Origin of the sequence: Mycobacterium sp. 852002-51163_SCH5372311 (genome assembly GCF_001667115.1) — a bacterium.
Classification (GTDB): domain Bacteria; phylum Actinomycetota; class Actinomycetes; order Mycobacteriales; family Mycobacteriaceae; genus Mycobacterium.
In genome coordinates this window covers 38,926-65,188 of sequence record NZ_LZIJ01000022.1, presented here as the reverse complement: position 1 = coordinate 65,188, position 26,263 = coordinate 38,926, and the positions used below count along the sequence as shown (strand labels likewise).

The following is a 26,263-nucleotide window of genomic DNA, read 5'->3' as shown; positions in this document are numbered from 1 at the left end:
AGACGGTAGGCCGTCCGATCGATCACTGGTATGTCACAACGCACACGATTCGGAAGGCGACAAGCGCTTGAATCGATTATCCGACAACCGCTTCCGGCGACCGCGAGAAGCCATGCGCCACCAGCGATCGCAGCGACTGCGGTGGCGCGGCCAGCTCTGCGACGGAATCAACCCCGAGGGCGATGGTCGGGTAATCCGCCAGGTACTCCGCGTATGAGCGCGCGCCCAATCTCATGCCCAAGCCGAGCCAGGCGTCGACTACCGACCATCGTCGCGGATTATTCTTCGCCCAGTCGCTTTCATCCAGCCGGTACTTCCACTCAGCCACGTCAAGTTCGTCGAATGCATAGCCACTGAGGAACTCACCATATTCCACCGCTTCACCGCGTACCACCGTGATTCCGCGTCCCAGCTCAGTCGATTCCGCCGATGCTGCCAACCGGCCAAGGATTGCGTTTGCGACGGCACGGCCGGTGGTGACCTCTTCGGTCAAGGTCAGGGAAGGGAAGGCTTGCAACGCATTACAGGCATCGACGACCGAGAGCAGGATGTCGGCGGAATCGTGCAGTTGATAGTCCTCGCCAAGCACCCGCGGCAGGCGGACGATGGTGAAATCGAGTGCCTGCGGTGATCCGGCCACGACCAGCTCCGCGAGTGACTTGGATGCCGCGTAAGGATAGGGTGCATCGCGGGGATCGGTGACGCGCGGCGCTGTGACATCCGCATTGACGACAAACGTCGACAGGTGCACCAATTTCGCGGCATTGCTCGCGCATGCCTCGGTGATCGCGGAAACCAGTCCCACGTTTGCCGGCCGGAGCTCGCGGTATGGCACAAGCACATTGGTGTTGCCGATGCAGTTCACGACGGTTCCGGCGCGGGTGTCGTGGATGAGGGCCTCCAGCTCTGATCGGCCGAACTCAGCGGACAATTGCTCGATCCGTACCCCATCGATGCTGCGGAGAGCTGCCCACGGATTGTGTTCGGGCAGTTTTGATCTCGTGACCAAGACGACGTCGGGGCACGGCACTCCCGACCGTCTGAGCTCGAGGACCGCTTGGGCGAACCCGGTGCCCAGAACGCCCGACGCGCCCATCACGACGAGCGTTTCGCTGCTGTTCGGGGATTGTTTGACGCTCAACTCGGCAGCCGGGCGGTCTGGCCAGAGCGATGTAAGGTCGCCTTCTATCTCGGCGGCGGTGTCAACGTCCATCCATGCATCGGCTGCCGACGCGTCATCGATGAGGTTCGCGGCGGTATCGGCACTGATCAGATCCAGAATCGAGACGTGTCGACCCAGATACCTGCGGGTGTCGGGAAGGATTCTGATGAGATCCAACGAGCCGACCCCCTCGCCGAGGAGCGATGAGTCTGGCCGGATGGTCCTCCCGAGATGCCGACTCCAGACCTCCGCAAGACCGGCAGCTTTCTCGCCCGCCCCGGCGTTGCCCAGCACGGTATTCACGAACTGAGGCATCGTCCGCAAGTTGTCGCTGTCGACCTTCCCGTTGGGCTTTCTAGGGATACTCGGCACGCCGACAACGAAAAACGTCGATACCCCCGAGCTTACGAGGATGAGCCTGATTCGTTCCGCTGCCGCGGCATCCTCGGCGGCTTCGCGGGTATGACGGGTTTCGAACCACACCCCGAGGCGTCCGTCGTGAAGTTCGACCGCGACATCGGACACCGCGGGGTCCGCGTAGATACGTCTGGTTACCTCAGCGATGTCGACTCGCTTGCCGGAGATCTTGACGATGGCGTCTTTGCGTCCGGCGAAGACCGGAAAATCCTCGGCATCAAGCGTCACCCGGTCGGCGGTGGCAAACGCGCGACGTCGTGAGCCGTCACTGGTGGTCACTGTGCCGAAGCTGCGGTCGTCTGTCCCGAGATAGCCAGCGGAAACCAAGTCTCCCACGATGACAACTTCACCGAAGGCGATGAACACCGAATTCGGTACTACCGGCCGTCCCAGCCTGAGCCGTGCGCCAGCCGTAACAGTTGTTCCGTCGCCGGCGATCGGCAAATAGGTGACGACGACGGTGGTTTCCGTCGGACCATACGTCGAGACAAGCGAGATCTCTTGAGAAGCACCAGAGTCGAGCCATTTGTCGACCGCGCTGGGCCGGATGGCTTCACCGCCGATCACGATCTGTCGGAGATGGGAGCGGCGGAGCGTGTCAATCGCGTCGTCGTCCTCGCATATCAAATGCCATACGGCGGTGGGCAGGTCGACGACCGTCGCCTTCTCGTCGACGAGATCTCTTGCAAGCGCGTCCAGGTCGCCCGTTTTCATGCCGGTGGATCGGGCCAGCTCTGATCCACAGATGGCGCCACCAAAGATCTCCTCGACGCTGATGTCCGATGTCAGCGGCGCACATTGGAGGATGGTGTCGTGCGGGCCCCATCCGTAGGCCCGCCTGACCGCGGCACAGAAAAGCGCGAGCGAACCGTGTGAGATTCGGACCAGCTTGGGCTGCCCGGTGGACCCCGAGGTCGGCATGACGTACGCCGTCTTGGTGGCTAGGGAAACATCTTGCGCGACTCGCGTGATGCGCTCATTCAGGAGCTGCTGTAGCTCGTCACTCATGCTTGCCGGCAGCTGCACAGCCCCCATGTCGACCACGTGTGCCGCAACACCATCGACGTGATCAGCAATGGCGTTGGCCCGCAACGAAATCTGGTCAGGAGTGTCGCAGACGCTGTAGCCGCAGCCGGCAAGGTGGCATGCGATCAGTAGATCTATGGTCCTGTCGGTGTTGTCGTCGGTGAACACGAGGACGTCGCCGGGCACGGCGCCGATCTGTACCAGCCAGGTAACCCAATGCGAAACGTACGGACGGCTTTCCAGGATTCGGTGCACGTCACCTGCGGCGTCCAGAAACCATGCAGGCGCTGTCGGCACTGTCCCGATTGCCCAGTCGCCTTGGCGGCGGGCTCCATCCGGGCTTACGCCGAACCACTCGTCGACGGTCATGGCGATCGGCTGATCCCACATCGCTGCCATCGATTCCAGCGCGGCAGCGATCCGCTCCGCGACCCTGTGGTGCCGCCTATGCGGGGGCAGATCTGCTCTGTTCCAGATAGCCAGGTCAAGTGTGCGCTGGTCTTCGTCCAGAACGCACGCCACGGTCATGCCCTCGACCGGACCGATATCCGTCGCAACCGGTGCTTCCGACAAGAACGGACGAAGATCCGGCGCACATGCCTGGCGGATGAAATTGAGCGTCAACGCCTCAACGTGAGATGTCCGGTTGATCGCCAAATACATTCGGCGATAGTGCTCTTCACGAAACCACCGGCGTCGTACGGCCTTGACGTAGCCACGGTCGAGCATTCGAACGACATCCTGTACCGATGCGAATGGGGAAAACCGCACGGCGTGCGCCACCGAGTTGACCAGGCATGTCGCGACATTCAGGTCGGGATCGCCGAACCGGTTGTCCACCGGATGAACCAGCAAGCCCTCGGTGCTCTGCCGAAGGCTCGCGTCCACCGCCACGGCAGCCGCGGCCACCAACACGTTGAGCGGGACCTGCTTCGTCTCCGACAGCGCAAGGATCGCGTCATAGGCGCCGCCGGAGATCTTCACCATTTCGTCGAGGATCCCCTTGGCTGCCATACCAGGGACGTCGCTTGTGTCCTGACCATGCCCGCCGTAACGTGCCTCGTCGGCGAGTTCGCGCTGCACGGCATCGGCGAGACGCTGCAGCGATTCTTCGACCTTGGCGGCCTCACGATGGTGTGCTTGCGTCAGCTTCGTCAGACCCGCTGTGAGAGAAGGGACGTCGGCAGGGCGACCGGCCGTCAGGTGCCGGGCCAGGTCGGCTTCGATGATCGCTGTTGCGCCGCCGTCAACCAAAATGTGGTGGGTATGCACATCGAGGCCCGACACCTGGCCGTCTTCGTCAGTCAGCACGGTATAGCGAACCAGTGGCTTGCCGAGGATGCCGGAAGACCACGCGCGCTTCAGTTCGTCGTCACCGCGAGGTGTCTGGTCCGATTGGCGGTGATCGTCTGAGTGCACGCACACGATGTCATCGAACTGCAGCCGAGGCACCAGAGCTGGATAGCCGGTCTCCGTCGCGGACGTCTCGAGAACGCAGAGTTGCCCGGCACTTTCGAGAATTGTGGCTTCCAGGGCTGCCAGGAACGGCGTCAGCTCCAGCGGATGGAACCGGTAACTCTTCCCGATCAGATACAACGCGGGATTGCCGTCTTGCAGCACCCCGTTGTAGAGGTTTTGTTGCGACCTGCTCAGCGGAACTCGAAGCACGCGTTGTTCAGGCGCGTTCACCGAGATTCTCCAGCTCCTTTACCCAGCCCTCAATCGATAGGTTTTCCGCCAGTCGGGACGGCACGTCGGATTGTCGGTCCACGCCGAGGTGCTTCATGATGAGAACGAACCGAACAGAATCCAGCCCGAGGTCTCTGAGATCAGTGGCGTCACCTTCAGTGAGATCCGCTTCTTCGATGTACAACACATCGCAGACGGCTGCGAAGACCTTCTCCCTCAACGTGTCAACCACGAACGATCACCCCGGCTTTGTCGTCACTTACCGTCGCAGCCAGTGAAGTCCGCATGACCTTGCCAGACTGCGTTCGAGGAATATCGGCGACGATCGCGATCGTCGAAGGCCGCGCCATCGACTCCGATTCCTGCCGAAAGCGAGCCGCAATCGCTTGTTTCAGCTTGCGGGCTTCTGACTCGTCCACTTGCGTCGAGGGGACGACAGCCAGACCCACAAGAGCTCCGAACTCCGCGTCCGGAATTTCGTAACATGCGGCCTCGCGGACGCCGGAAACCCCCTCCGCAATGCGATCAACCTCGTCGGGGGCGATGTTCACGCCACCGGAGATGATCATTTCCGATGATCTGCCCTTGATGTAGAAGAAACCGTCGTCGTGGCGCTCCAGGAGGTCGCCGGTATTCACCCACCCGTCGACGAGCACCTCTTGGGTGCGTTCTGGGTTGTTCCAGTACCCCAGCATGTTTGCCGGCGACTTTATCCACAATGTGCCGAACGAGGCGGAAGAATCAGTGCTGCCGGCGGTGGGCCCACTGTCGCCCGGGCCGGCCAGGTAAACCTCTACGCCGGGATACGGACGCCCCACCGCACCCGCCTCGATCTTGGCGATCGACCCGTCATCGGTCGGCAAACACAAAGCGGTGCAACCTGTCTCGCTCAAACCGTAGACCTGTGCGGTGCGAACACCCGTAGCTTCGATGAATCGCACGTCGGCCGCGATTGCCCGCGAACCGCCGTATCCAAGTAGTCGCAGCGACGCCAGCTTCGTGTCGGCCAACTTCAGTTCGGCAACCAGTTTCGAAAGAAGAGTCGGAACCACGCACGTACTCGCGACCTCATTGTTGTTGAGCAGTTCCACGAGGGACGACGTGTTCTCACCGCCGGTGATACACAAACATCCGCGCATCAAACAAGTGAATATCCACCACAGTCCGCCGACATGGGTAGCCGGCAGCGGCGAGTAGGTGGTTTCGCCGTCGACCCAGGTGACCCAGTTCAAACCGTTTTCCCGCAAGATGTCCGGGATGGCGAAGAAGGTGCGATTCGCCAGCAGCACGGCTTTTGGCTCACCGGTGGTACCGCTGGTGAAGATCATCGCCAGTGGATCATCGGCGCCCAGTTGTGGGGTGTCGGCAGCCGCCGGGTGAACGGTCTCCCGCACGCCGGCGGTCAGGTCGACCCTGTTCGCCGGTATCGACTGCAGACCATCAGGCAGACCGGCCGATGCGGTTCTGCTCCCCGGTGCGATGAGAATCGCGCTCGGAGTAGTTACCTGACCGAATCGATCGATGGTGGCGGGTGGGAGATTCCCGTCCGCCATGACGGCGATCGCGCCGAGCTTCGCGCAGGCCAGCACCGACAGGTATGTCTCGGGTCCGTTGTCGGAGATGACGAGCACCCGGGATCCCCGAGAAACCGACTGCGCCCGTAGCGTCGCGGCAAGCCTGTCGACTTCGGCGACAAGCTCCCCGTACCGCAGTGCGCTTTTGCCGTCGCAGCGGCGCAAGGCGATTGCCTCGGGCCGCTGCCGGGCCTGCTCGACGACCCGGTCCAGCACCGTGAGCGGTGAGTGCGACATAGCTGTTAGTGTCCCTCAGTTCCTTACGGGATGTTAAGGGCTGCTAGTTCGACCTCGCCGGACGCGGCGCCGCCGAACTCGTCCCAGAACTCGATGGAGCACTCGATGTTGAGATAGCGCATCCTGCGGTCGACCACCTCGAAATTCTGGCACTGCAAGCGCGCGGAGAACGCCGGGGCGTGGATCATCCTTTTGAATCGCGATGCTGTGTTCTTGATCAACATGCTGGGCAGCTGGAGGTCGAAATAGTCCGAGATCGACCAGCCCCGCAGTACCGGAATCTCCTCGTTGAGGATCGCCGGCGCGAAGGCGCTGTAAGCGAGTTGGTTGAAGCACATAATGAATTCCGCCGCATTGAAGTGGCCCGTGCTTCGAATGTAGGCGGGCTCGCCGATGCTGAAATTCCCGATCGCGAGGACCGAGTGAGGGGTGGCTTTGTACTCGGCATCCAGCAGATAGCGACATCCCTTGTGAGCATACGGGTCGAGAACTCTGACGAGCAGATCCTCGTCGATCGGGGTTGTCTCAGCGAAATCGCTGAATTCTGCCGCGGTCTGCGTGGGAAGGGTCAATTCCATGGTAGTCATGCTGCATATCCTGGTGTGATAAGGCCGTCCAACATGGTCAGCCGGTGGGTGGTTAAATGGCCTGCGGTGGTGCCGTGCTTCGCGCGGTGCATGAGAACGCGGTTGTCCCACAGAATGATGTCGCCAACTTCGTAGTGCTGCGTGTGTATAAACGGCGATTCGAATTCGGTGTCGAGCTGGCCGGTGGCGGCCATGAGGTCTTGCAGAATCGACGGGTCGAGCAAATTCCCATCCTGGTCCTCGATCTTCGTGGTGCCCGAGGCGCAGATGTAGAGGATCTCTTCCCCGGTGTGCGGATGCCTGATCACCGTGGGCCACTTGATGGGTGGTGTGGTCCGGGTGATCTCGTCCCAGACTTCGCCGATTGGCTTGTGTATGTCACTTGGGCGAATCTTTATGTGGCGACGAGGATCGTGAGTGCTGACAGTTCCGCGGACCGGGTCTTGCTTAGCGGTGGGCAGCGATTCCCAAACCTTGTTCAAATCGATGAAGTATGTACCGCGGTCGCTTCCCGGCACTGAAAGAGGCAGCACCATGGAAAACGCAAAAGGCTCCGGCATGAACATGTAGTCGATGTGCCAGAATGCGCCGGTTTTCGGCACGCCGTGCCCTTCTTCGGTCGAAGAGACAAAGATTTCTGGGTGCACCGGGTGGTGATACATGGGCTCGTAGTAGGTGACGATGTCCCCGACTATTCTGCCCAGTTTCAGGAATTCTTCGGGAGAAGGGTGAACGTCTTTGAGAACGACGAGCTTGTTCGTGTAGACAATTTCACGGATCTCCTCGGTAGTGAGGTGGTCCAGGTTTTTGGGATCGAGTCCGGTAACCTCGGCTCCGAGCCCCTCACCTTTCACATTGAGCGTCATGTAGTGTCTTCTCCTGGATTCCCGTGCAGTTGGGTTGCTGCGAATAAGGGAACCTCAGGTCACTCAACGTATTCTTGACGGATCCTTGAAGGATTCTTGGAGTCGCCGAAACAAGAGGCAAAGTTCACACGATGCGTGTCTGGATGCTTAGGTGGATCCATGCCAGTCGTCGACGGCCGTCATCTCGACGGGATATCCGAAACCGCTCTGCTCACGTTGCACCAGCGGGCAACCGAGGCCGCGCGGCCGGACGGGATCATCGACGACCCGATGGCTATCGTCTTGCGCGACAGCATCGACTACGACTACCACCACTTCGGCCGCACCCACCAAGCGACAGCCCTGCGCGCCTTGGCTTTCGATAACGGTTCTCGCGACTATCTGGACACCCATCCGCGTGCCACCGTGGTGGCATTGGCAGAGGGGCTGCAAACCAGCTTTTGGCGTCTCGACAATGGCGAGCTGACCTGGCTCTCGGTGGACCTTGAACCGATAGTGCGACTGCGACAGCAACTACTCCCGGAATCAGATCGGTTGCGATACTGTGCCCAATCCGCACTCGACTATTCCTGGATGGACGAGGTGGACGACACCAACGGTGTGCTGATAACCGCCGAGGGGCTGTTGCAGTACCTCGAGCGCGATGTGGTCTTCGACCTGATCGCGGCTTGCGCCAAGCGGTTTCCCGGTGGGTGGTTTATCTTCGACAGCATCCCGCGAGTCTTGAGCGCGTATTCACGCAGACGCGGCTTCAGACCCACCAAGCATTACACGGTGCCCCCAATGCCGTTCTCCTTCACCGCCAACGAGTACGACCAACTACGCGCTCTCACGGGCGTCCGCGCAGTGCGTGAGCTGCCGCCGCCGCCAGCGCGCGGCCGGCTTTTGCGAGGGGCTATTTCGCTGGCATACCGGGTGCCTCAGCTGGAGCGATTCCGCGCCCCAGTGACACTCGTCGAACTCGGTTGAGGACCCCGCTCGGGTCGCAGCGGCTGGGCGAATGCCGCGCTACAACGAAGCCTTCAGCGCCGCAACGGTTTCGTCGAGATCGATGCCAGCGCGGAGATCTACGAGTACAGCGCACGCTCGCGTCGATCTCGGCGATTCGCTCGGCCGGACAAACACTGGCCAGTCGGGGCAAAGCGGTTGCCCTGGCGCAATGTCATTGTCATCTCCCAGCGACAGCGGCGCCGCCGACAATCCGTGCGGCAAACTTCACCGCAGCTCCTCGGTCGGTACTCCGTAGCGGTCCTGGTAGGCGCTGACCCGTTCACGAACCTCACCGGCGTTCAGGCCGGTGTCTGACCAGGTGTAGCGGCCACGTCCGCCGTCACCGGGATGGGCGGCCAGGAAGTCACGCATCTTCTGCTCGGTCTCGGGTCTCAGCTCACGGCCGAGCTTTGCATAGATGTCCTCGATCGTCGACCAGGGATCCTTGATGAAATCGGTGTAGAGAACATCGATTACCCGGCCCACCGGAACTGCGCCGCTGTCACGCACCGCCATCTCGCGCTCCAAGCCAACGACGATCTCCTCGTAGCACTGGGCGGCGCAGTCCGCGATAGTGGATTCATCGCTGCACATTTGTCGTAAATGGTGGGTGAGTGCGGCGATCGAGGAAATGACGTTGAGCGGATCACGATGCGTCTCCACGATCACGGCATCGGGATATTCGGCGATTAGATTGTCCAGGTGCCACAGGTGCGCGGGCGACTTGAGTAGCCACTGACCGGGTACGCCAGATTGCAGGTGCTGCAGGAAGATTCGATGGAAGCGATAGGCGCCCGCGTGGTCTGCTTCGTACAGCAGCCAGCGGTAGTAGCTCGGCAGGCGATACTGCACCGAGAAGATCATGCTGGTGAACTCACTGGCAGTGATGCGCACGCACTCCTGACCCACCAGGGCGCCCATCGGATGAAACGCCAAGAACCCGGGAATGATCTGCTCGGAGAGCTCAATGCTGGCCTGCGTCTGTGCAATTCGCGGATCGTCATGGGATGTCTCGGGCTGCGGGACCGGACAGGGCGCATCGACTTCCCACGTCAGCGGTGCGCGCAGCTCCGGGTCCTGGGCAAGTAGGTCGTAGAGGATCGTCGTTCCGGTGCGTGGCTGTCCGACGATCACAATCGGCTGAGTAATTGGCTTTCGGGCTATCTCGGGGTGCTGCTTGCGCCACGCGACGACGCCGAGCCGATTCTTGAGTGCGCGCATGATGTCGAGACAGGCAATCTCTACGCCAATCGCGGACAGCCGCGCCTCATTGATCAGCCCCTTGGTGAGGCGATCCAGGCCAGGCCGCCAGCCGTCATCGCCGAAATCGTCATACCCCGTCTCCGCGCAGGCGGCGTCGATCAACCGGTCCGGAGCGAATCGCTCGTGCAGCGTCACGGCCGCTCCTCGCCTTGGCGCACAGACACTTTCACGTCGGGTGGGTTGGGGTTGTCCAGCCAGCGCAGTACCACGAAGCCGCGGTGCCGTCCGCCGGTGTCGAGCCAATGGCCAAATCCGTGGTCATGTGCGGAGATTGCGATGCGTACGCGCCCGTCCGACTCGGGCCGGGCCCCCTTGTTGGTCACCGAGGAGTGCCGTCGGCGCGGCTCCAGGCATTCATGCCAGATGCTTTCCAGCGTGACGTTCCAGTACCGGGTGTCGGGTGGGTCGATATCGAGGACGAGGGCCTGGCCGGGGTCGAGCCGGAAGGTTCCCATCATGTAGAGGTTGTCCGGCGTGGTGTCGGCCGCGCCCAGATCGGCGGCCTGGGCTGTCAGCAGGGTGTTGGGGCGCTCGAGGAGTTCGGGCTTGATAGTACGGTGCAGCGTAACGAGTTTCATCAGCGACCACGCCATCGCGGTGAACTGCTCGGCAAGTCCGCTGTCGGTAACTGGCGCGAGGGGACCCGGATCAATGGCCTCGATCCGCAGTGTGGCCAACTCTTCACCGGCGCGATCACCGATGTACTCGCGGACCACAACTGACGACGCATCCTCGGGGATCTGCACCCACTGCGCACCGGCAAGATCGGCGGGTTCCTCGGAGGCCAGCACGAGCTCGAATGTCCCGTCGCTGAGCGCCAGGTTGACGTCACTGATGTAGTTGGACATCCGCCGCGGCGTCAGTCCGGTGCCGGCGAGGATCTGCAGACCGAGGTAGGCGCTGGTGCCTCGGGCGCCGGTGATGCGGTAGCGCCGGTCACCGCGGATCATGGCCAGGTAGTAGTTACCGTCCGGATTGGGGCCGCCGATCATCCGGTTCGGGGAGCACATGTCGAAGAACGACGGCCGGTCGAGGTCGGCCTCGACGGCCATTTGCGAACAAAGTGACGACACCCTGGCTATCACTCGCAGTCCTTCGAGGAATTCCCGCTCAGTTTCGGCGTCCTCGGCCACGATGTTGGTGGCGTTGCCCAGCATCTGCTGGAAGAACTGCCACGCTTCATTGGCGCGAGCAGACGCAAAAGCACCCAAATCCAGGGCGTGTCGGGGGCTTTTGCGTCTGCTCGCCGAGTCTTCAGTCATCGGCCCCTACCTCCTGCGATCCGGGGTGCGCTGATCTTAAAGTCGTATTGACCATGGTTGCCAGGCTGGTGTGCCATGCTGCGTGAGTGTCCGCTGAGAAAGCGGTGCCCCCGTCGGGGCTGGTGACGTTTCTGTTCACCGATGTCGAGGGTTCGACCCGTCGGTGGGAAGCCGATGCGGATGCGATGCGGACAGCTTTGGCCGCGCATGACGAGTTGCTACGCAAGACCATCGAGGCGCACGGCGGCTGGTTGTTCAAGCACACCGGCGACGGCGTGTGTGCCGCGTTCGGGTCGCCACGATCAGCCATCGACGCCGCGGTGGCCGCGCAGCGCGAGTTGGCGTTGCCGGTTCGCATGGGCATTGCGACCGGCGAGGCGGAGCTGCGCGGGGACGACTATTTCGGTGCGGTGCTGAACCGGGCGGCGCGGGTGATGGCCGCCGGGCACGGCGGTCAGATCCTAGTGGCGGAGTCGACGGCCGGTCTGCTCAGTGGAGTTGATCTCGTCAATCTCGGTCCTCGGCGGCTGCGCGATCTGCCCACCCCGGTTGCGGTCTCTCAGGTGCGAGCGCCCGGTCTGCGCACGGACTTTCCGCCCTTGCGCGCGTTGGATACCAGTCCGGGGAATCTGCGGCCCGCGGTCAATAGTCTGATCGGCCGGGAGTCCGATATTGCGGCTGTCGAAGCGGCGGTGCGTGGGCACCGGTTGGTGACGTTGACCGGGGTCGGCGGAGTCGGCAAAACCCGCCTCGCGCTGGAAGTTGCGGGGCGGCTATCCGATGAATTCCCCGACGGAGTCTGGTTGTTCGAGTTGGCGGCTGTCGCCGATCCCGCGGCCGTGCCCGATGCAGTGGCTGCGGTCCTGGGCATCACGCAGCAGCCGGGAAAGAGTGTGGCAGAAAACGTTGCCGCCACGCTGGAGGGCCGCATTCGGTTGTTGGTGTTCGACAATTGCGAGCACCTGCGCGACGCCGTCGCCGATCTGATCGAAACGATCCTCGGCCAATCCGCAACGGTCAGGGTTCTGGCGACCAGTCGCGAAGGCTTGGGTATCGCCGACGAGCAGCTGTGGCTGGTGCCGTCGCTGGACGTCATCGCCGGGCTTGACTGCGCCGCGGTGGCCCTGTTCGTCGAGCGAGCCCGCAGCGTTGCCGCCGGCTTCTCGGTCGAGGCGCCTGACGAGGCGACCGCGGTGATCGAGGTCTGCCGCCGACTTGACGGGATTCCGTTGGCCATCGAACTGGCGGCCTCGCGCATGGCGTCGATGACCGCCGGCGAGGTACGCGATCGCCTGGATCAGCGGTTCCGGCTGCTGGTCGGCTCGCGCCGCGGATTGGAACGCCACCAAACGCTGCGCCATGCGGTGGCGTGGTCCTACGAACACCTCGATGACGACGAGAAGCAACTGCTCGATCGGTGTGCGGTGTTCGCCGGAGGATTCGATCTCGAAAGCGTGTGCGCTGTAACAGGAACCGACGATACTGACGAATTTGCCGTCCTCGATCTGCTGGACGCACTGGTGCGCAAGTCACTGTTGGTCGCCGACCGGACATCGGGACGCACCCGGTATTCGATGCTGGAGACGATTCGCCAGTTCGCCGAGGAGCAACTCGTCGCTCGCGGTGAGGCGGCAGCGGCCCGGACCGCGCACGCACGCTACTTCGCCGGACGCGAAGCCGACATCCTGGACGCATGGGACAGTCCCCGGCAACGGGAGGCCTACAACTGGTTCGCCACCGAGCAGGCCAACCTGCGCGCCGCGTTTCGGTGGGCCGCCGATTGCGGTGACCTCGATTCGGCGGCGCGCATCGCCACCTTCGCGCCGTTACTTGGTGCAATGGTCGAGAACTACGAACCGATCGCGTGGACCGAAGAGCTGATCGAGCCTGCAAGAGCAGTCGACCATCCCCGACTCGCCGCCCTTTACACGTTGGCATCATGGTGCTACCTGACGGGAGGAAGGCTAGAGGAGGCCATCCGGTATTGCGACGCCGGCCAGATCGTGGTGGCAGACATTCCCAACCTAGTGCTCTTCGGCTTCGAAACCTGGCTTGGCGGTGTTTACAACTTCATCGGCCAGCCCGAACGGAGTGTCGAGTGGACCCGGTTCCTGCTGGCGCGCGGGCCGGACCCGTACGCAAACATACGGGCGGGGCTTGTCTTCGGACTATTGATGGCTGGTTCCCACGCGGAGGCGGTGGCCGTCGCAAAGGACGTTCTCGATGCCGCCGATGTCATCGCAAATCCGTGGGCGCTCTCATTTGCGCTGCTGACTTACGGGATCGCTTGCAGCGACGTCGATCCCGGGGGCGCTCGTGAGGCGATGCGCCGAGGTCTGACGGTGGCTCAAGAAAGCGGCAACCGCTACAACGAAACCCACCTGGCGAATCTTCTCGGTCGCCTCGAGGCTCGGTACGGCGACCCGTTGACTGCACTCGACTACCTTGCTCTTGCCATCCGCAACTACCACGACTCGGGCAACACCACCATCATGCGAGTCCCGCTTGTCGTTCTCGCAGCGCTTCTCGACCGGCTGGGACGCGAACAGCCCGCCGCAATTATCGCCGGCTACGCGTTCAGCTCCGTTACTGAATCCTGGACCCCCGAGATCAGTCCGCTGATTGCACACCTACGCGATGTGCTGGGCGATCAATCTTACGGATCGCTGGCCCGAAGCGGTGCATCGATGACGGCTACCGGCATCGCAGCGTGTGCCTTCGATCAAATCGACCAGGCCCGAGCAGAACTCATCGCTCGGCAGTGACCGACGCGACGACGATCCTGGTGGTCAGCTCGGCGCGCCGTCGTGAATACCGTTGCACGCCAGACAGAATCGGGTAGACCACGCCGCCGACGACGGCATCCGCGGCTGATTCGGCCGTCAGTTCGTCGACGCCGTCGGCCAGCAGCCGGTTCCGGACGCTGTCGTGCAGCGGCTTGCTGAATCCCGCACGCAGCTTCACCGCGGTGTCCTCGTGCTCCATCCCGGCAGCGGTCAAGGTGCGCAGCATAGCCTTGCCGCGAAGGGTCGTCAGGCTGGTCGCGAGCTTGCCCACCCACTCCACCAGGTCGGCGGCCAAGTCGCCGGTGTGCCTGACCGACGCGAGGATCTTGTCGGCGTCTTCGAGCATGACATCGGCGACGAGTGCGGGACGGCTAGGCCACCAGCGATAGATGGTCTGCTTTCCGACGCCGGCGCGGGCCGCGACAGCCTCGATGCTCAGGCCGTCGAATCCACGCTCGAGCAGCAGCTCTCGCGTGGCATTGACGATGGCCCTGCGCGACTTCTCACTTCGCCGCCGGGGCGGACTCGCCTGGCCCAGCTCGGCTGGCATCTGGTGATCCTCTCGGGGGTCTTACGCGCTTTACATATCCTTCCCCGCACCGTAGTCTGCCACAAGACGAGACGGTTCGTCTTGTGACACGAAAGGGTAGCTGCCTGTGGGCCTGGGCCTGACCCCGGAGCAGCAGACGCTCAGCGAATCCGTCGGGCAGTTCGCCGCCCGGCACGCGCCGATAGCTGCAACGCGGGACGACTTCGACGCGCTTGCGGACGGCCAGCTGCCGGCGTGGTGGGATGCGCTGGTCGCCACGGGCTTTCATGCGGTGCATCTGCCGGAGCGCTTCGGCGGTCAGGGCGGCGGCCTTATGGATGCCGCCTGTGTGCTGGAGTCGGCGGCCAAGGCACTGCTGCCGGGGCCGCTGCTCCAGACGGTGATCGCGGGAGCTGTTGCGTCGCTGGCCGATCCGGGACTGGCTGCCGAATCCCTGATGCGCGACCTGGCGTGCGGTGCACCTGCGACCGTCATCCTTGCGGACGAGGGCGACTTCCAGGTTCGGGCCGCGAAAGGGCAATGGCTGGTCGACGGCACCTCGGACGTCATCGCGGGCGCATGCTCGGCGCGGATGATCCTGCTCGCCGGACGGACCGCAGCGGGCGATGTCGTGTGGGTGCCCATAGACCCCGAGAAGCCCACGGTCACAGTGGAATCCGTGTCCGGCACGGACCTGGTCACCGACGTGGGAATCCTGCGCGTCGCGCAGTACGCGGTGGCCGAGTCAGACGTGCTCACCGGCATCGACTCAGACCGTGCGGCGTGCGTCTCGCTCGGTCTGGTGGCCGGAGCCACCGCCGGCATCGCACAATGGTGCGTCGAGGAGGTCACCGCGCACCTGCGCACCCGAGAGCAATTCGGCAAGGTGATCGGCACTTTCCAGGCCTTGCAGCACAACGCGGCAATGCTGTTGGTCAATAGCGAGTTGGCCACTGCGGCGGCCTGGGACGCCGTGCGCGCCGTCGATGAGTCGATCGACCAGCACCGCATCGCGGCGGCCGCGGCGGCGGTGATCGCGATCGCACCGGTGCCGGATCTGGTGCTCGACACACTGACTATGTTCGGCGCCATCGGCTTCACCTGGGAACACGACCTGCACCTGTACTGGCGGCGGGCCACCAGCCTGGCCGCGTCGACCGGCGGCGCCAGCCGCTGGGCCCGGCAGCTGGGGCAACTGACGTGCACCCGGCAACGTGACATGTCGGTCAACCTCGGCGACGCCGAACCAGGCTTCCGGGCGTGGGTGGCCGAGACGCTGGACGCGGCACTCGAGCTGCGCAACGACCAACCCGGACGTCAGGGGGACTACGAAGATTTCAAGACCGGGCCGCAGCGCACCTTGATCGCCGATGCGGGGCTCATTGCGCCGCACTGGCCGCCACCGTGGGGAATTGACGCCGGCCCGCTGCGGCAACTCATCATCGACGACGAGTTCGCTAAGCGGCCTTTCTTGGTCCGCCCCTCCCTGGGGATCGCCGAATGGATTCTGCCCTCCATGATCCGCGCAGCGCCAAAGGATCTGCAGGAGAGCCTGATACCGCCGACTCAACGCGGCGAGATCGCATGGTGTCAGCTGTTCAGCGAGCCGGGAGCGGGCTCGGATCTGGCCGCGCTGACAACCCGGGCAGCCAAGGTCGACGGTGGCTGGAAGATCAACGGGCACAAGATCTGGACGTCGGCAGCGCACCGCGCGGACTTCGGCGCACTCCTGGCCCGTACCGACCCGTCGGCCGGCAAGCACCGCGGCATCGGCTATTTCATTCTCGACATGCGATCGCCCGGGATCGAGGTCCAACCGATTAAGACCGTGACGGGTGAGGCGCATTTCAACGAGGTTTTCCTCACCGACGTGTTCATACCCGACGAGATGCTGCTCGGCGGGCCGGGCGACGGCTGGACCCTCGCGATCGCCACGATGGCCGAAGAGCGTTCGGCCATCAGCGGTTACGTCAAGTTCGATCGGGCGGCCGCATTGCGGGAGATTGCGTCCCAACCGGGACCGGACCGTCACGACGCGGTACGAGCGCTCGGTGAGCTGGACGCCTACACCAACGCCATCAAGGCATTAGGGGTTCGGGAGACCATTCGATTGCTGGACGGGCAGCCGTCCGGTCCGGCGTCCAGCATCGCCAAGGTGGCCATGAATGTGCTGTTGCGTCGCACCTTCCAGGCCACTCTGCAGTTGACCGGAAAGTTGGCGATGCTGGCCGATTCCAAGCCCGCGATTGTAGAGCCGTATCTGCACCTGCCTGCCGAGCTGCTGGGTGGTGGTACCAGAGAGATTCAGCTGAACATCATCGCCCAGATGATCCTCGGGCTGCCCCGAAAGTAAGGACACGCCATGGGATTACGCGGAGAAGCCGCGATCGTCGGGTACGTCGAACTTCCGCCGGAGCGGCTCAACAAAGCATCGCCGGCGCCATTCGTCATCGAACAGTGGGCGGAACTTGCCGCCGCGGCACTCGGTGATGCCGGATTGCCCGCCGAAGTCGTTAATGGCATCGTCGCTTCGCACCTGGCGGAGTCGCAGATCTTCGTTCCCTCCACGATCGCCGAATACCTAGGCCTCGGGGCCAGATTCGCCGAGCATGTGGATCTTGGCGGAGCCAGCGCCGCGGCCATGGTGTGGCGGGCGGCCGCGGCGGTCGAACTCGGCATCTGCGATGCCGTGTTGTGCGCGCTGCCGGCCCGATACATCACGCCGATGTCGAAGAAGAAGCCTCGACCCCTGGTCGACGCGATGTTCTTCGGCTCCTCGAGCAACCAATACGGTTCTCCGCAGGCGGAATTCGAGATCCCCTACGGAAATCTCGGGCAGAACGGTCCGTACGGTCAAGTGGCTCAACGCTATGCGGCGGTCTACGGCTACGACGAACGGGCCATGGCCAAGATCGTCGTCGACCAGCGCGTCAATGCCAACCACACCGACGGCGCGATCTGGAAGGACAAGCCGCTTACCGTCGAGGATGTGCTGAACAGCCCGGTCATCGCCGACCCGCTGCACATGCTGGAGATCGTCATGCCGTGTGTCGGCGGCGCCGCCGTCGTCGTCGCCAACGCCGACCTCGCGAGACGCGCGAGACACCGTCCGGTGTGGATCAAGGGATTTGGCGAGCATGTGCCGTTCAAAACTCCGACCTACGCCAAAGACCTGCTACATACGCCGATCGTCGAGGCCGCCGAAACCGCCTTTGCCATGACGGATTTGACCCGCGATCAGATGGACATGGTATCGATCTACGACTGCTACACCATCACCGTGCTGCTGTCGCTGGAGGACGCGGGCTTCTGTGAAAAGGGCAAGGGTATGGAGTTCGTGACCGGCCACGACCTCACCTTCCGCGGTGACTTCCCGCTGAACACCGCGGGCGGGCAGCTGGGCTTCGGTCAAGCAGGATTGGCGGGCGGAATGCACCACGTCTGCGACGCCGCCCGCCAGATCATGGGACGCGCGGGTGCGGCGCAGGTCCCGGACTGCCACCGCGCCTTCGTGTCCGGCAACGGCGGCATCGTTTCCGAGCAGACCACGCTCATCCTGCAGGGCGACTGAACGAAAGACAGATGCATGCCAATCAGCTTCGAGCGTCCGATGCCCGTCAAAACACCTACCAGCGCGCCATTTTGGGATGCGTTGGCCGAGCACCGAATCGCCATCCAGTACTCGTCGTCGACGCAGTCCTACGTGTTCTATCCGCGGGTGCGCGCTCCCGGAACCCTGGCCGACGACTTGGAATGGCGCGAGATCTCCGGCATGGGAATCCTGTACTCCTTCACGGTGGCCCGAAGGCCGGTCAGCCCTCACTTTGCCGACGCTGTTCCCCAGTTGCTCGCGATCGTCGAATGGGACGAGGGCCCAAGGTTTTCCACCGAGATGGTGAATGTCGAGCCAGCAGACCTGCGGGTCGGGATGCGGGTGCGGCCGGTGTTCGTCGACTACCCGGAACACGACGTCACCATGCTGCGTTACGAGCCCGCTGACTAGGCGAGCCTGCGACGTTACATCTGCGCCCAAACGATTTTGGTCTGCAGGTAGGTCTCGATGCCGGCTTTGCCGGACTCGTAGCCCCAGCCGGACTGCTTGTACCCGCCGAAGGGCATGGAGTGGTCGAACTGCATCTGACAGTTCAGGCCGACGGTTCCGGCCTTGAGCCGCTTGGCCAGCCGGTGCGCACGGCCAAGATTTGTGGTCCAGGCCGTCGCCGCCAATCCATAGGTGCTGTCGTTGGCCAAGGCGATCGCTTCGTCGTCGTCGTCGAACGGCAGGATCGTGACCACCGGCCCGAAGATCTCCTCCTGGAACAGCCGGCTCGTGGCGGGGTCGACGTTGGTGACCACGGTGGGGTGGACGAAGTATCCCTTGCGGTCGAGCCGGTGGCCGCCGGTGACCAATTCGTTTCCGTCGGACTTACCCTGCTCGATGTAGCCAAGGACGCGGTTGAGTTGCTTCTGGCTGATCAGCGGCCCGACCATCGCGCCCTCGTCCGTCGGACCGCCCAGCAGCATGTTGTTGGCCATGTTGGCGATGCCCTCGACGACCTGCTCGTAGACGCCGCGCTGCGCGAAGATACGCGAGCCGCACACACAGGCCTGGCCGGAGTGGATGAACGTGCCGAACGATGCCATCGGAATGGCCATGTTCAGGTCGGCGTCGTCGTAGATCAGCACCGGCGACTTGCCGCCGAGTTCCAAGGTGACTTTGTTCAGGTTGCTGTTCGCCGAGGCGTGCACGATCTCCCGGCCGACTTCCGTCGAACCGGTGAAGGCGACCTTCTCGACGTCGGGGTGTGCGGTGATGGCGGCGCCGGCGGTGTGACCGTAGCCGTTGACCAGGTTGACGACGCCTTCCGGGACTCCGGCTTCAGCAAGGATCCTCTCGAGGACGAGCGCTGATAACGGCGTCTCCTCGGCGGGCTTGACGACACTGCTGCAGCCCGCGGCCAGCGATGGCGCCAGCTTGGCGCAGAAGTTGAAGACCGGGCCGTTCCACGGGAAGATCAGCCCCACCACCCCGTAGGGCTCTTTGAGGGTGTAGGTGTGCATGTGCGAATCGACGCCGGTGAGGCCGCCGGTGTTCACGTCGCGTGCGATGCCGTCGACCTTGGTGCACCAGCCGGCGTAGTAGCGGAACCACTCGGAACCGACTTTGGTGATGATCTGCGCCTGCGCCGGCGGAATGCCGGCGTTGAGCGACTCGAGCTCGGCGAGGATGTCGGCGTTTTGGTCGATGAGATCGGCGACGCGCCAGAGCACCTTGGCCCTGTCGTAGTCGGGCAGACCGGACCAGACTGCCGACTCGGCGGTCGCCTTCGCGCGCGCGACCGCGTCGTTGATGGCTTCGGGTCCGCAGTCGGTGAACTCGGTGATCTGCTCTTCGGTGGCAGGATCGATGACCGGGATTACGTCACCGGTGCCGGGTCGTTCACGAATCTCGTCCAGCACAGCCTGCACCGTCATGGGCACTTCTCCTTGAATATCCGGCTCGTCAAGATCCGTAGGTTATGCGCTTAACCAGCGGATGTCCAGTGCCTGTCGAGGGTGGGGCGTGCAATGGTTGTCGCTCAGCCGGCGAAGGACTCATGTCAGGTGCGCTCGGCGGCATTTGTAGTCTCGGGCTTTGGGCGTGAATCCTCGGCTTTGCGCGTGAATCCTCGGCTTTGCGCGTGAAGCCAGGGCGGAAATGCGCGCCGAATGCCGCCCTGTATACACACCGAAAGCCGTCAGTTCACACCGAAAGCCCTCAGTTCACACCGAAAGCCCTCAGCTCACACCGAAAGCCGTCAGTTCACACCGAAAGCCCTCAGCTCACACCGAAAGCGCGATAGGTGCGGGTCTTACAGGATTAGAGCGACGACGGGCTGGCGATGCGCCGAGCACCACCTCTGGCTTACGACCAAAAGTGCCCATTTCGCAAGAACCCTGGCGTTGTCGCTCAGAGTCGGACAAAGAGGCACATCGTTCCGGCCCCGAGACGCAAGTGACAAATGTGATGGCAGTGGGCGCAACCGCTCAAGTCGACGCGCGCTCGATCAGGCGGGCGATGTCTGTCGGCTCCGGAGGCGCCTGGGCCGGATACCCCAACTCGGTGAGCAGCGCCGCTAGCGCGGCGTCGGCGACGGCATGGGGATTGAATTCCACCGTGGTCAATGGTGGTGTGCTCACAACGCCCATGGGACTCGCGTCGACACCGATCACGGCGAGATCGTGTGGACAGCGCAGCCGCGCTTGATGGATCCCGTAGAGGACCAGGCAGGCTATGTCGTCGCTCTGCGCGCACACCGCGGTAACGCCGTCGCCCACCCAGCCCGCCACCACATCGGCAGCGTTGTCCGGGGTGATCTCGTTGATGCGGACGGGCGGCAGCCCGTGCAACTGTGCTGCGCGCGAGACGCCTTCGCACCAGTAGTCCCCGAGGGCGCGCCACTTGGCTACCCCGGTATAGGCGAACGCGATCTCGCGATGACCACGGGCGACAAGATGGTCGACCCGCATCTCGCCGATCGACAAGTGCGGATCACCGAGTGCGGGCAACGTTCCAATCTCGATGTGCGGGATCTCGGAGGCTTTCATCGCCCTCAACGCGGCCTCGCCGAGTGGGAAGAGGCTCGTCACGGCGACCGGGTCGAGGTTCTCGATCGCGTCGACGACGATTTGGTCGTCCTCGGTCTCGAAAATCTGCACCTGAAGCAAACCGAGGCGCGCCAGTTCCGTTGTCATGCGACTGCCGGCCTGCATCGGCATCTCACCCACCGCTACGTGCGGTATCACGTACAAGACCACACCGCTTTTGCCGCGGGCGAGATTACGCGCCGCGAGGTTGGGCCGATAACCCAGAAGCTTCGCGGCGCGGTAGACCGCGTCCCGGGTTTGCTCGGAGATTCTGCGTCCTTCGGCATTGTTCAGGACGTAGCTGACCGTCGCGGTCGACACACCGGCCAACCGGGCGACGTCAGCGGTGGTGGACCGGACGGCTCTGTTAGTGCTCAACTCGCATCACCTTTCCGGCCCGGTCATGCCTCATGGTGGCACGCGGCGACGATCGCCGTCATCAGCGCCGTCAAGCAGGCAACGGAGTAATTTGTCCGCCACGTGGTCAATGCGCCATTGAAGCGCCATTGAAGCGGCATGAAGCGCCATTAATGCGCCATTCAAGCGCCATTGAAGCGCCGTGGAAAGAACGAAAGGCATCCCATGACCGACCAGGACCGGCGAGCGCGCCGGGAAGCCAGAGAAGCTCTAGTGATCGAGCACATGCAGAGCGAGAACGTGCAGGAGTGGGACCGGACCATGGCGACGTTCAGCCATGCCCGCTACGAATTGCCCGACGGGACGGTGATCGACGGCGCCGAGAACGTGATGCGGTATTGGATCGAAGGCCGCACGCTAGTGCCCGATCAGCGCAACGAGTTGATCGAACTCACCCACCTCGACGACGGCCGAGTGCAGATCGAGTTCTGGCTGCGCGGCACACCCGCCGCCAGTGGCGAGCCGTTCGAGGCGCGGCTCTGGGCGGTCTTCGGCTTCGACGAGAACGATCTGATGACTGGCGAGAAGGTATATGCAGCTCGGCCGACGGCGGATCAGCTCGCCGGCCAGTCCGGATAGCCACGGACTAATAGTCAGACCAGTCGTCATAGCTCGTTGCGGCCGACTGCGCAGGTGTCGAGTCGCGAAAAAAGTCGTTCTGTCGCCGGCCATTATGTTGCTATAGCGGTGTTTAGCGCCCAAGACACCTCACGGCCTCATAAAGCATGCGGCGAGACCGCATGCTGCGGATCGTTGACACTGTGACTCACATCAATGTCTACTAGTCATTGATCTAGCGGGGAGTGCAGCATGAACAAGGACGATCTCATCCTGATCAGCGTGGACGACCACATCGCCGAGCCCGCGGACATGTTCGACGCGCACGTCCCCGCGAAATATAAGGACTTCGCCCCCCGGGTGATCATCGAGCCCGACGGCATCCAGCAGTGGTATTACGGCGAGATCCGCGGACGCAACATGGGCCTCAATGCCGTGGCCGGAAAGCCCCGCGAGATGTACAACGTCGACGCGTCACGCTACGACGAAATGCGGCCCGGATGCTTCAACGTCGACGAGCGGATCCGCGACATGAATGCGGGCGGGCAGCTGGCGGGTTTGAACTTTCCGAACTTCACCGGCTTCTCGGGCCAGGTACTCAATCAGGGACCCGATCGCGACGTGAACCTGGTGATGATCAAGGCCTACAACGACTGGCATATCGAGGAGTGGTGTGGGGCTTATCCGGGGCGGTTCATTCCGTGCGGCATCCTGCCGCTGTTCGACGTGGTCGAGGCGGCCAGGGAGGTCAAACGTCTCGGGGACAAGGGCTGTCATGCGGTGACGTTCTCCGAAAACCCGGAGGCGTTGCAGATGCCCAGCATCCACACCAAGTACTGGTACCCGCTCTTCGAGGCCGTTTGCGAGAACAGCACGGTGCTGTGTACGCATGTCGGCTCCGCATCGCGCTCTCCGATGGTGTCGACGGACGCTCCGCCCAGCGTGATGATGACGGCGTCGTCGATGATGAGCATGTTCACCTTCACCGAGCTGATTTGGGCCGAGTTCTGGTCCGACTTCCCGCAACTGAAGTTCTCCCTCACCGAGGGCGACGTCGGCTGGATTCCGTACTTCCTCTGGCGCGCCGAGCATGTCTACCAACGCCATTCGGGTTGGACGCTGGCGAAATTCCCTTCCGGCTACAGCGGACCGATCGACGTGTTCAAGAGGCATTTCTATACCTGTTTCATCAGCGACAAGGTTGGCGTGCGAAACATGGACTGGTTCAACGAGGACATGCTGTGCTGGGAGTCCGACTTCCCGCACTCCGACAGCAATTGGCCGTTCGCGCCGGAGGACGTCATCGAAACAATGGGACATCTGGATGACTCGGTGATCAACAAGATCACCCACGAAAACGCCATGGCCGCTTACTCGTTCGATCCGTTCCGGCATGTGCCGAAAGAACACGCGCGCGCCGGCCACCTCCGCGCCCAGGCCACCGACGTCGACGTGGTCACCCATGTTGGTCATGAGGCCAGTCAGCGTGACCGCGACGCCTGGACCAGGATGACGACTTTCGCATTGCAGGCGCAGGGTGTGTCGACGCCGGTGACGGCGCCGGTAACGGTGGAGGCCACCGGGATCGCCGGCCGCGCGACGACCCTGGGCAACTGAGCGTGACCGCTCTGGCGCCGTTCGCCGGCTGGCGTGTTCTGGAGCTCGCCAACGGTATTGCGGTGTCCTATTGCGGCAAGATGTTCGCCGATGCCGGCGCAGATGTAGTGAAAATCGAATCCCCACAAGGCGATCTATTGCGCGAGTGGTCGGCGGGCGGCCCGCCGGGAGCCTTGTTCGGCTATCTGGCTGCGGGCAAGAAGTCGGTGGTGAAGGGGGCCGAGACGGCAGCGCTCCTGGCCGGAGCCGACATCGTGCTCACCGACCTGACCGACGGTTGGACCATCAGCGAAATCACCTCTCACTCCGCCCCGTCGGCGGTAGTCGTCGCCGTAACGCCTTTCGGTACAACGGGTCCCTACGTCGACGAGCACCTGATCGCCAACGAATTCATCTTGCAGGCGTTGTGCGGGTCGATCGCCGGCCGGGGGTGGCCGGACGACGAGCCCGTACAGGCGGGCGGCCGCCTCGGGGAGTGGTTAGCGGGCACGTTCGCTGCGTCAGTGGCCGCCGCTTCAGCTCGGCATGCCTTCAGGGGTGGTGGTGGCGAGGTCATCGATGTGTCGACTTTCGAGGCGATGGTGATCGCGATGGGCGGCTTGTCCGCCATGTCGGCCAGCGTGCTGGGCGCGGATTCCCTTGTACAGCAACGCAGTCTGGAGCTCCCGTCGATCGTTCCCACCGCCGACGGTATGGTCGGATTCTGCACCATCACGGCACAGCAGTTCCAGGACTTTCTGGTGATGATCGATCGCGCCGACTTGGTCGACGATGCCGAGCTGGCATCGACGGCGGGACGGGTGACACGGCGCGACGAGTTCCTCGGCATGGTTACCCAGTGGACCGAGATCCGGACCACAGACGAGATCGTTGACCTGGCTTCGGCATTCCGGATTCCGGTGGCCCCCATAGCCACTCCGGCCACATTGCCCAAGATCGACCACTACGTGCAGCGTGGCGTGTTCGTCGAAACGGAGCCCGGGGTGCTCGTGCCGCGAGTGCCGTATCGCAGCGACGCGATGCCGACCAGGCTGCCCGGCCCGCCACCGGCGCTGGGCGCCCACAACGGCCGCGCGCATTGGCCACCCCGAGCTGAGCGGTCTGGTGCTTCCGAGACACTTCCCTTGTCAGACATACGGATAACCGACCTCACCGCATTCTGGGCCGGGCCCGTCGCCACCCAACTGCTGGGCGCACTGGGGGCCGACGTAATCAAACTCGAAGGCGTCCGCCGGCCCGATGGCATGCGGTTTTCAGCGGGCCGCCCGCCTGACTGGGACCAGTGGTGGGAGTGGGGGCCGGTGTTTCTGTGCAGCAACCACAACAAGCGCGATGTCAGCGTCGAACTCAGCACCGAGGCCGGACGTGGCATCGCGTTGGAGCTCATTGCCGCAAGCGATCTCGTCATCGAGAACTTCTCGCCGCGGGTGATGGAGAACTTCCAGCTGGATTGGAATGCTGTCAGTGCGGCCAACCCGCGCGCCGTGATGATCCGGATGCCGGCGTTTGGTCTCGACGGGCCGTGGCGCGATCGGGTGGGATTTGCCCAGACGATGGAACAGGCAACCGGAATGGCCTGGATGACCGGACATTCCGACGGGCCGCCGATCATTCCGCGCGGCGTGTGCGATCCGATAGCCGGGCTGCACGCGGCGTTCGCCGCCGTAGCGGCCCTGGTGGTACGCGACCGCGACGGGATCGGGGTCCACGTGGAATCGACAATGGTGGAATCGGCGCTGAATGTGGCGGCCGAGATGTTGGTGGAGTACTCACGCAACGGAATCGAGATGCGTCGCAACGGAAATCGGGGACCCGGCGCATCCCCACAAGGTGTGTATCCCTGTCGGGGGGATGACGAGTGGGTGGCGCTTGCGGCAATGGACGACGCTGCCCGGGAATCGGTGATTGACCTGGTCGGCGAACCTGCTGCCGCCGCATGGCAGGACCGGGCCGACGAACTGGACAAGCTGATTTCGGACTGGACCGCTCGGCGTTCGGTGAGCGAAGCGGTCGACGAACTGCGTTCCCGTGGGCTGGCCGCGGCGGCGGTAGTGGCACCGGCCGCATTGCTGAATGATCCGCAACTGCTCGCGCGGGGATTCTGGGAACCCGTGGAGCATCCCGTCGCCGGTACATTCCTGTGCATTGGGATGCCGTTCTCGTTCGTCGGAAAACCGCGGCGCTGGATCCGGCGGGCGCCCCCGTTGTATGGGCAGCACACCGACGAGGTGCTGACGGGTGTGCTGCAGCATAGCCGGGAGGACCTGATCGCGTTGCGACAATCAGGCGCCACGAGTACACAGCCGGCCGGATTGTGACGCAACGCATTTCGGTGACGCTTTGCGTGCCGCCGCGCGCCGGCGAATTGTGCGCACCGGTGCGCTTCTTGGTGCGGCAGAACTCGCTGGTGATGGAGCTGACCGCTCGTCACCGGATCACCGGCGTCGACTGGGACGAGACCGAGCGCGCGGTGGCGATGGTCGTCGAGATCACCGACCCGCAAACCGCCCGCCCCGTCGACGTACGTATCGACGTCGTCGAAGCCGGCGCGGCACCAGCTGATCCGCGGACCGCCATGATTGGCGCGATCACGCGTGACGGGCGCCAATACGACGTGCTGGGAACGTATCTCGGCGTCGTCGCGGACGAAAACTGA

The 26,263-nt window shown here is 63.4% G+C and carries 19 protein-coding genes; 9 read left to right on the top strand and 10 right to left on the bottom strand.

Going from position 1 to position 26,263, the window contains the following annotated elements:
- Positions 1 to 76: 76 nt before the first annotated feature.
- From A5791_RS03125 to A5791_RS03105, 5 genes are read right to left on the bottom strand one after another with little or no spacing between them, the layout of a single operon-like run.
- The gene (locus A5791_RS03125) at positions 77 to 4,294 is read right to left on the bottom strand and encodes an AMP-binding protein (RefSeq protein ID WP_067230853.1); all 4,218 of its coding nucleotides are present in this window, start codon (positions 4,292 to 4,294) and stop codon (positions 77 to 79) included.
- Positions 4,281 to 4,514: an acyl carrier protein gene (locus tag A5791_RS03120; protein WP_082966712.1), complete on the bottom strand. Its 234-nt coding sequence runs from the start codon at positions 4,512 to 4,514 to the stop codon at positions 4,281 to 4,283. The genes A5791_RS03125 and A5791_RS03120 overlap by 14 nt, the downstream gene beginning before the upstream one ends.
- Positions 4,515 to 4,518: 4 nt before the next feature.
- The gene (gene fadD10 / locus A5791_RS03115) at positions 4,519 to 6,105 is read right to left on the bottom strand and encodes a fatty acid--CoA ligase FadD10 (RefSeq protein WP_067230847.1); all 1,587 of its coding nucleotides are present in this window, start codon (positions 6,103 to 6,105) and stop codon (positions 4,519 to 4,521) included.
- Positions 6,106 to 6,128: 23 nt separating this feature from the next.
- Positions 6,129 to 6,692: an FcoT family thioesterase gene (locus A5791_RS03110; RefSeq protein WP_067230843.1), complete on the bottom strand. Its 564-nt coding sequence runs from the start codon at positions 6,690 to 6,692 to the stop codon at positions 6,129 to 6,131.
- Positions 6,689 to 7,558: a TauD/TfdA family dioxygenase gene (locus tag A5791_RS03105; RefSeq protein WP_067230840.1), complete on the bottom strand. Its 870-nt coding sequence runs from the start codon at positions 7,556 to 7,558 to the stop codon at positions 6,689 to 6,691. Before A5791_RS03105 ends, A5791_RS03110 begins: the two co-directional genes overlap by 4 nt.
- A gap of 159 nt (positions 7,559 to 7,717) precedes the next feature.
- Here A5791_RS03105 and A5791_RS03100 point away from each other — a divergent pair, with 159 nt between their 5' ends.
- The gene (locus A5791_RS03100) at positions 7,718 to 8,527 is read left to right on the top strand and encodes a class I SAM-dependent methyltransferase (protein WP_067230836.1); all 810 of its coding nucleotides are present in this window, start codon (positions 7,718 to 7,720) and stop codon (positions 8,525 to 8,527) included.
- Between the two features lie 246 nt (positions 8,528 to 8,773).
- Here A5791_RS03100 and A5791_RS03095 read toward each other — a convergent pair whose 3' ends face one another.
- Together A5791_RS03095 and A5791_RS03090 are read right to left on the bottom strand one after the other, a co-directional pair.
- On the bottom strand, positions 8,774 to 9,946 hold the full coding sequence (locus A5791_RS03095; RefSeq protein WP_067230832.1) for a sulfotransferase: 1,173 nt from the start codon (positions 9,944 to 9,946) through the stop codon (positions 8,774 to 8,776).
- Positions 9,943 to 10,968 carry a DUF1214 domain-containing protein gene (locus A5791_RS03090; protein ID WP_082966711.1) on the bottom strand — a complete coding sequence of 342 codons (1,026 nt, stop codon included), beginning with the start codon at positions 10,966 to 10,968 and terminating at the stop codon, positions 9,943 to 9,945. Before A5791_RS03090 ends, A5791_RS03095 begins: the two co-directional genes overlap by 4 nt.
- A gap of 191 nt (positions 10,969 to 11,159) precedes the next feature.
- On the opposite strand from A5791_RS03090, the gene A5791_RS03085 reads away from it, so the two are divergent.
- Complete coding sequence (locus A5791_RS03085) at positions 11,160 to 13,838, top strand: adenylate/guanylate cyclase domain-containing protein (protein WP_231995785.1); 2,679 nt, start codon at positions 11,160 to 11,162, stop codon at positions 13,836 to 13,838.
- On the opposite strand, the gene A5791_RS03080 is transcribed toward A5791_RS03085, so the two are convergent.
- The gene (locus A5791_RS03080) at positions 13,822 to 14,409 is read right to left on the bottom strand and encodes a TetR/AcrR family transcriptional regulator (RefSeq protein WP_067230827.1); all 588 of its coding nucleotides are present in this window, start codon (positions 14,407 to 14,409) and stop codon (positions 13,822 to 13,824) included. The genes A5791_RS03085 and A5791_RS03080 overlap by 17 nt on opposite strands.
- Positions 14,410 to 14,515: 106 nt before the next feature.
- On the opposite strand from A5791_RS03080, the gene A5791_RS03075 reads away from it, so the two are divergent.
- Genes A5791_RS03075 through A5791_RS03065 form a run of 3 tightly spaced genes read left to right on the top strand, consistent with a single transcriptional unit; the run spans position 14,516 to position 18,391 of the window.
- Positions 14,516 to 16,741 carry an acyl-CoA dehydrogenase gene (locus tag A5791_RS03075; protein WP_067230823.1) on the top strand — a complete coding sequence of 742 codons (2,226 nt, stop codon included), beginning with the start codon at positions 14,516 to 14,518 and terminating at the stop codon, positions 16,739 to 16,741.
- A 9-nt stretch (positions 16,742 to 16,750) separates the two neighbouring features.
- Complete coding sequence (locus A5791_RS03070) at positions 16,751 to 17,959, top strand: thiolase family protein (protein ID WP_067230818.1); 1,209 nt, start codon at positions 16,751 to 16,753, stop codon at positions 17,957 to 17,959.
- A gap of 15 nt (positions 17,960 to 17,974) precedes the next feature.
- Positions 17,975 to 18,391: a Zn-ribbon domain-containing OB-fold protein gene (locus A5791_RS03065; protein ID WP_067230813.1), complete on the top strand. Its 417-nt coding sequence runs from the start codon at positions 17,975 to 17,977 to the stop codon at positions 18,389 to 18,391.
- A 14-nt stretch (positions 18,392 to 18,405) separates the two neighbouring features.
- On the opposite strand, the gene A5791_RS03060 is transcribed toward A5791_RS03065, so the two are convergent.
- Both A5791_RS03060 and A5791_RS03055 read right to left on the bottom strand, forming a co-directional pair.
- Positions 18,406 to 19,863 (bottom strand): aldehyde dehydrogenase, encoded by a 1,458-nt coding sequence (locus tag A5791_RS03060; protein ID WP_067230810.1) that lies wholly within the window; start codon positions 19,861 to 19,863, stop codon positions 18,406 to 18,408.
- A 552-nt stretch (positions 19,864 to 20,415) separates the two neighbouring features.
- Positions 20,416 to 21,393, bottom strand: coding sequence for a LacI family DNA-binding transcriptional regulator (locus tag A5791_RS03055; RefSeq protein WP_067230807.1), 978 nt, complete (start codon positions 21,391 to 21,393; stop codon positions 20,416 to 20,418).
- A 204-nt stretch (positions 21,394 to 21,597) separates the two neighbouring features.
- Here A5791_RS03055 and A5791_RS03050 point away from each other — a divergent pair, with 204 nt between their 5' ends.
- The 4 genes from A5791_RS03050 (at position 21,598) to A5791_RS03035 (ending at position 26,263) form a co-directional block, all read left to right on the top strand.
- The gene (locus A5791_RS03050) at positions 21,598 to 22,011 is read left to right on the top strand and encodes a nuclear transport factor 2 family protein (protein WP_067230802.1); all 414 of its coding nucleotides are present in this window, start codon (positions 21,598 to 21,600) and stop codon (positions 22,009 to 22,011) included.
- Between the two features lie 231 nt (positions 22,012 to 22,242).
- Complete coding sequence (locus tag A5791_RS03045; RefSeq protein WP_067230798.1) at positions 22,243 to 23,607, top strand: amidohydrolase family protein; 1,365 nt, start codon at positions 22,243 to 22,245, stop codon at positions 23,605 to 23,607.
- 2 nt (positions 23,608 to 23,609) lie between these two features.
- Entirely contained in the window at positions 23,610 to 25,925 is a 2,316-nt protein-coding gene (locus A5791_RS03040) for a CoA transferase (protein ID WP_067230794.1), read from the top strand.
- A gap of 8 nt (positions 25,926 to 25,933) precedes the next feature.
- Positions 25,934 to 26,263 carry a hypothetical protein gene (locus A5791_RS03035; RefSeq protein ID WP_067230914.1) on the top strand — a complete coding sequence of 110 codons (330 nt, stop codon included), beginning with the start codon at positions 25,934 to 25,936 and terminating at the stop codon, positions 26,261 to 26,263.

Bases quoted from the DNA above. Each gene is read 5' to 3' on its own strand.
- A5791_RS03045 (WP_067230798.1), top strand. From the start codon at position 22,243: ATGAACAAGGACGATCTCATCCTGATCAGCGTGGACGACCACATCGCC.
- A5791_RS03110 (WP_067230843.1), bottom strand. From the start codon at position 6,692: ATGACTACCATGGAATTGACCCTTCCCACGCAGACCGCGGCAGAATTC.
- A5791_RS03080 (WP_067230827.1), bottom strand. From the start codon at position 14,409: ATGCCAGCCGAGCTGGGCCAGGCGAGTCCGCCCCGGCGGCGAAGTGAG.
- A5791_RS03090 (WP_082966711.1), bottom strand. From the start codon at position 10,968: ATGCTGGGCAACGCCACCAACATCGTGGCCGAGGACGCCGAAACTGAG.
- A5791_RS03070 (WP_067230818.1), top strand. From the start codon at position 16,751: ATGGGATTACGCGGAGAAGCCGCGATCGTCGGGTACGTCGAACTTCCG.
- A5791_RS03065 (WP_067230813.1), top strand. From the start codon at position 17,975: ATGCCAATCAGCTTCGAGCGTCCGATGCCCGTCAAAACACCTACCAGC.
- A5791_RS03105 (WP_067230840.1), bottom strand. From the start codon at position 7,558: ATGACGCTCAATGTGAAAGGTGAGGGGCTCGGAGCCGAGGTTACCGGA.
- A5791_RS03050 (WP_067230802.1), top strand. From the start codon at position 21,598: ATGACCGACCAGGACCGGCGAGCGCGCCGGGAAGCCAGAGAAGCTCTA.
- A5791_RS03060 (WP_067230810.1), bottom strand. From the start codon at position 19,863: ATGACGGTGCAGGCTGTGCTGGACGAGATTCGTGAACGACCCGGCACC.
- A5791_RS03100 (WP_067230836.1), top strand. From the start codon at position 7,718: ATGCCAGTCGTCGACGGCCGTCATCTCGACGGGATATCCGAAACCGCT.
- fadD10 (WP_067230847.1), bottom strand. From the start codon at position 6,105: ATGTCGCACTCACCGCTCACGGTGCTGGACCGGGTCGTCGAGCAGGCC.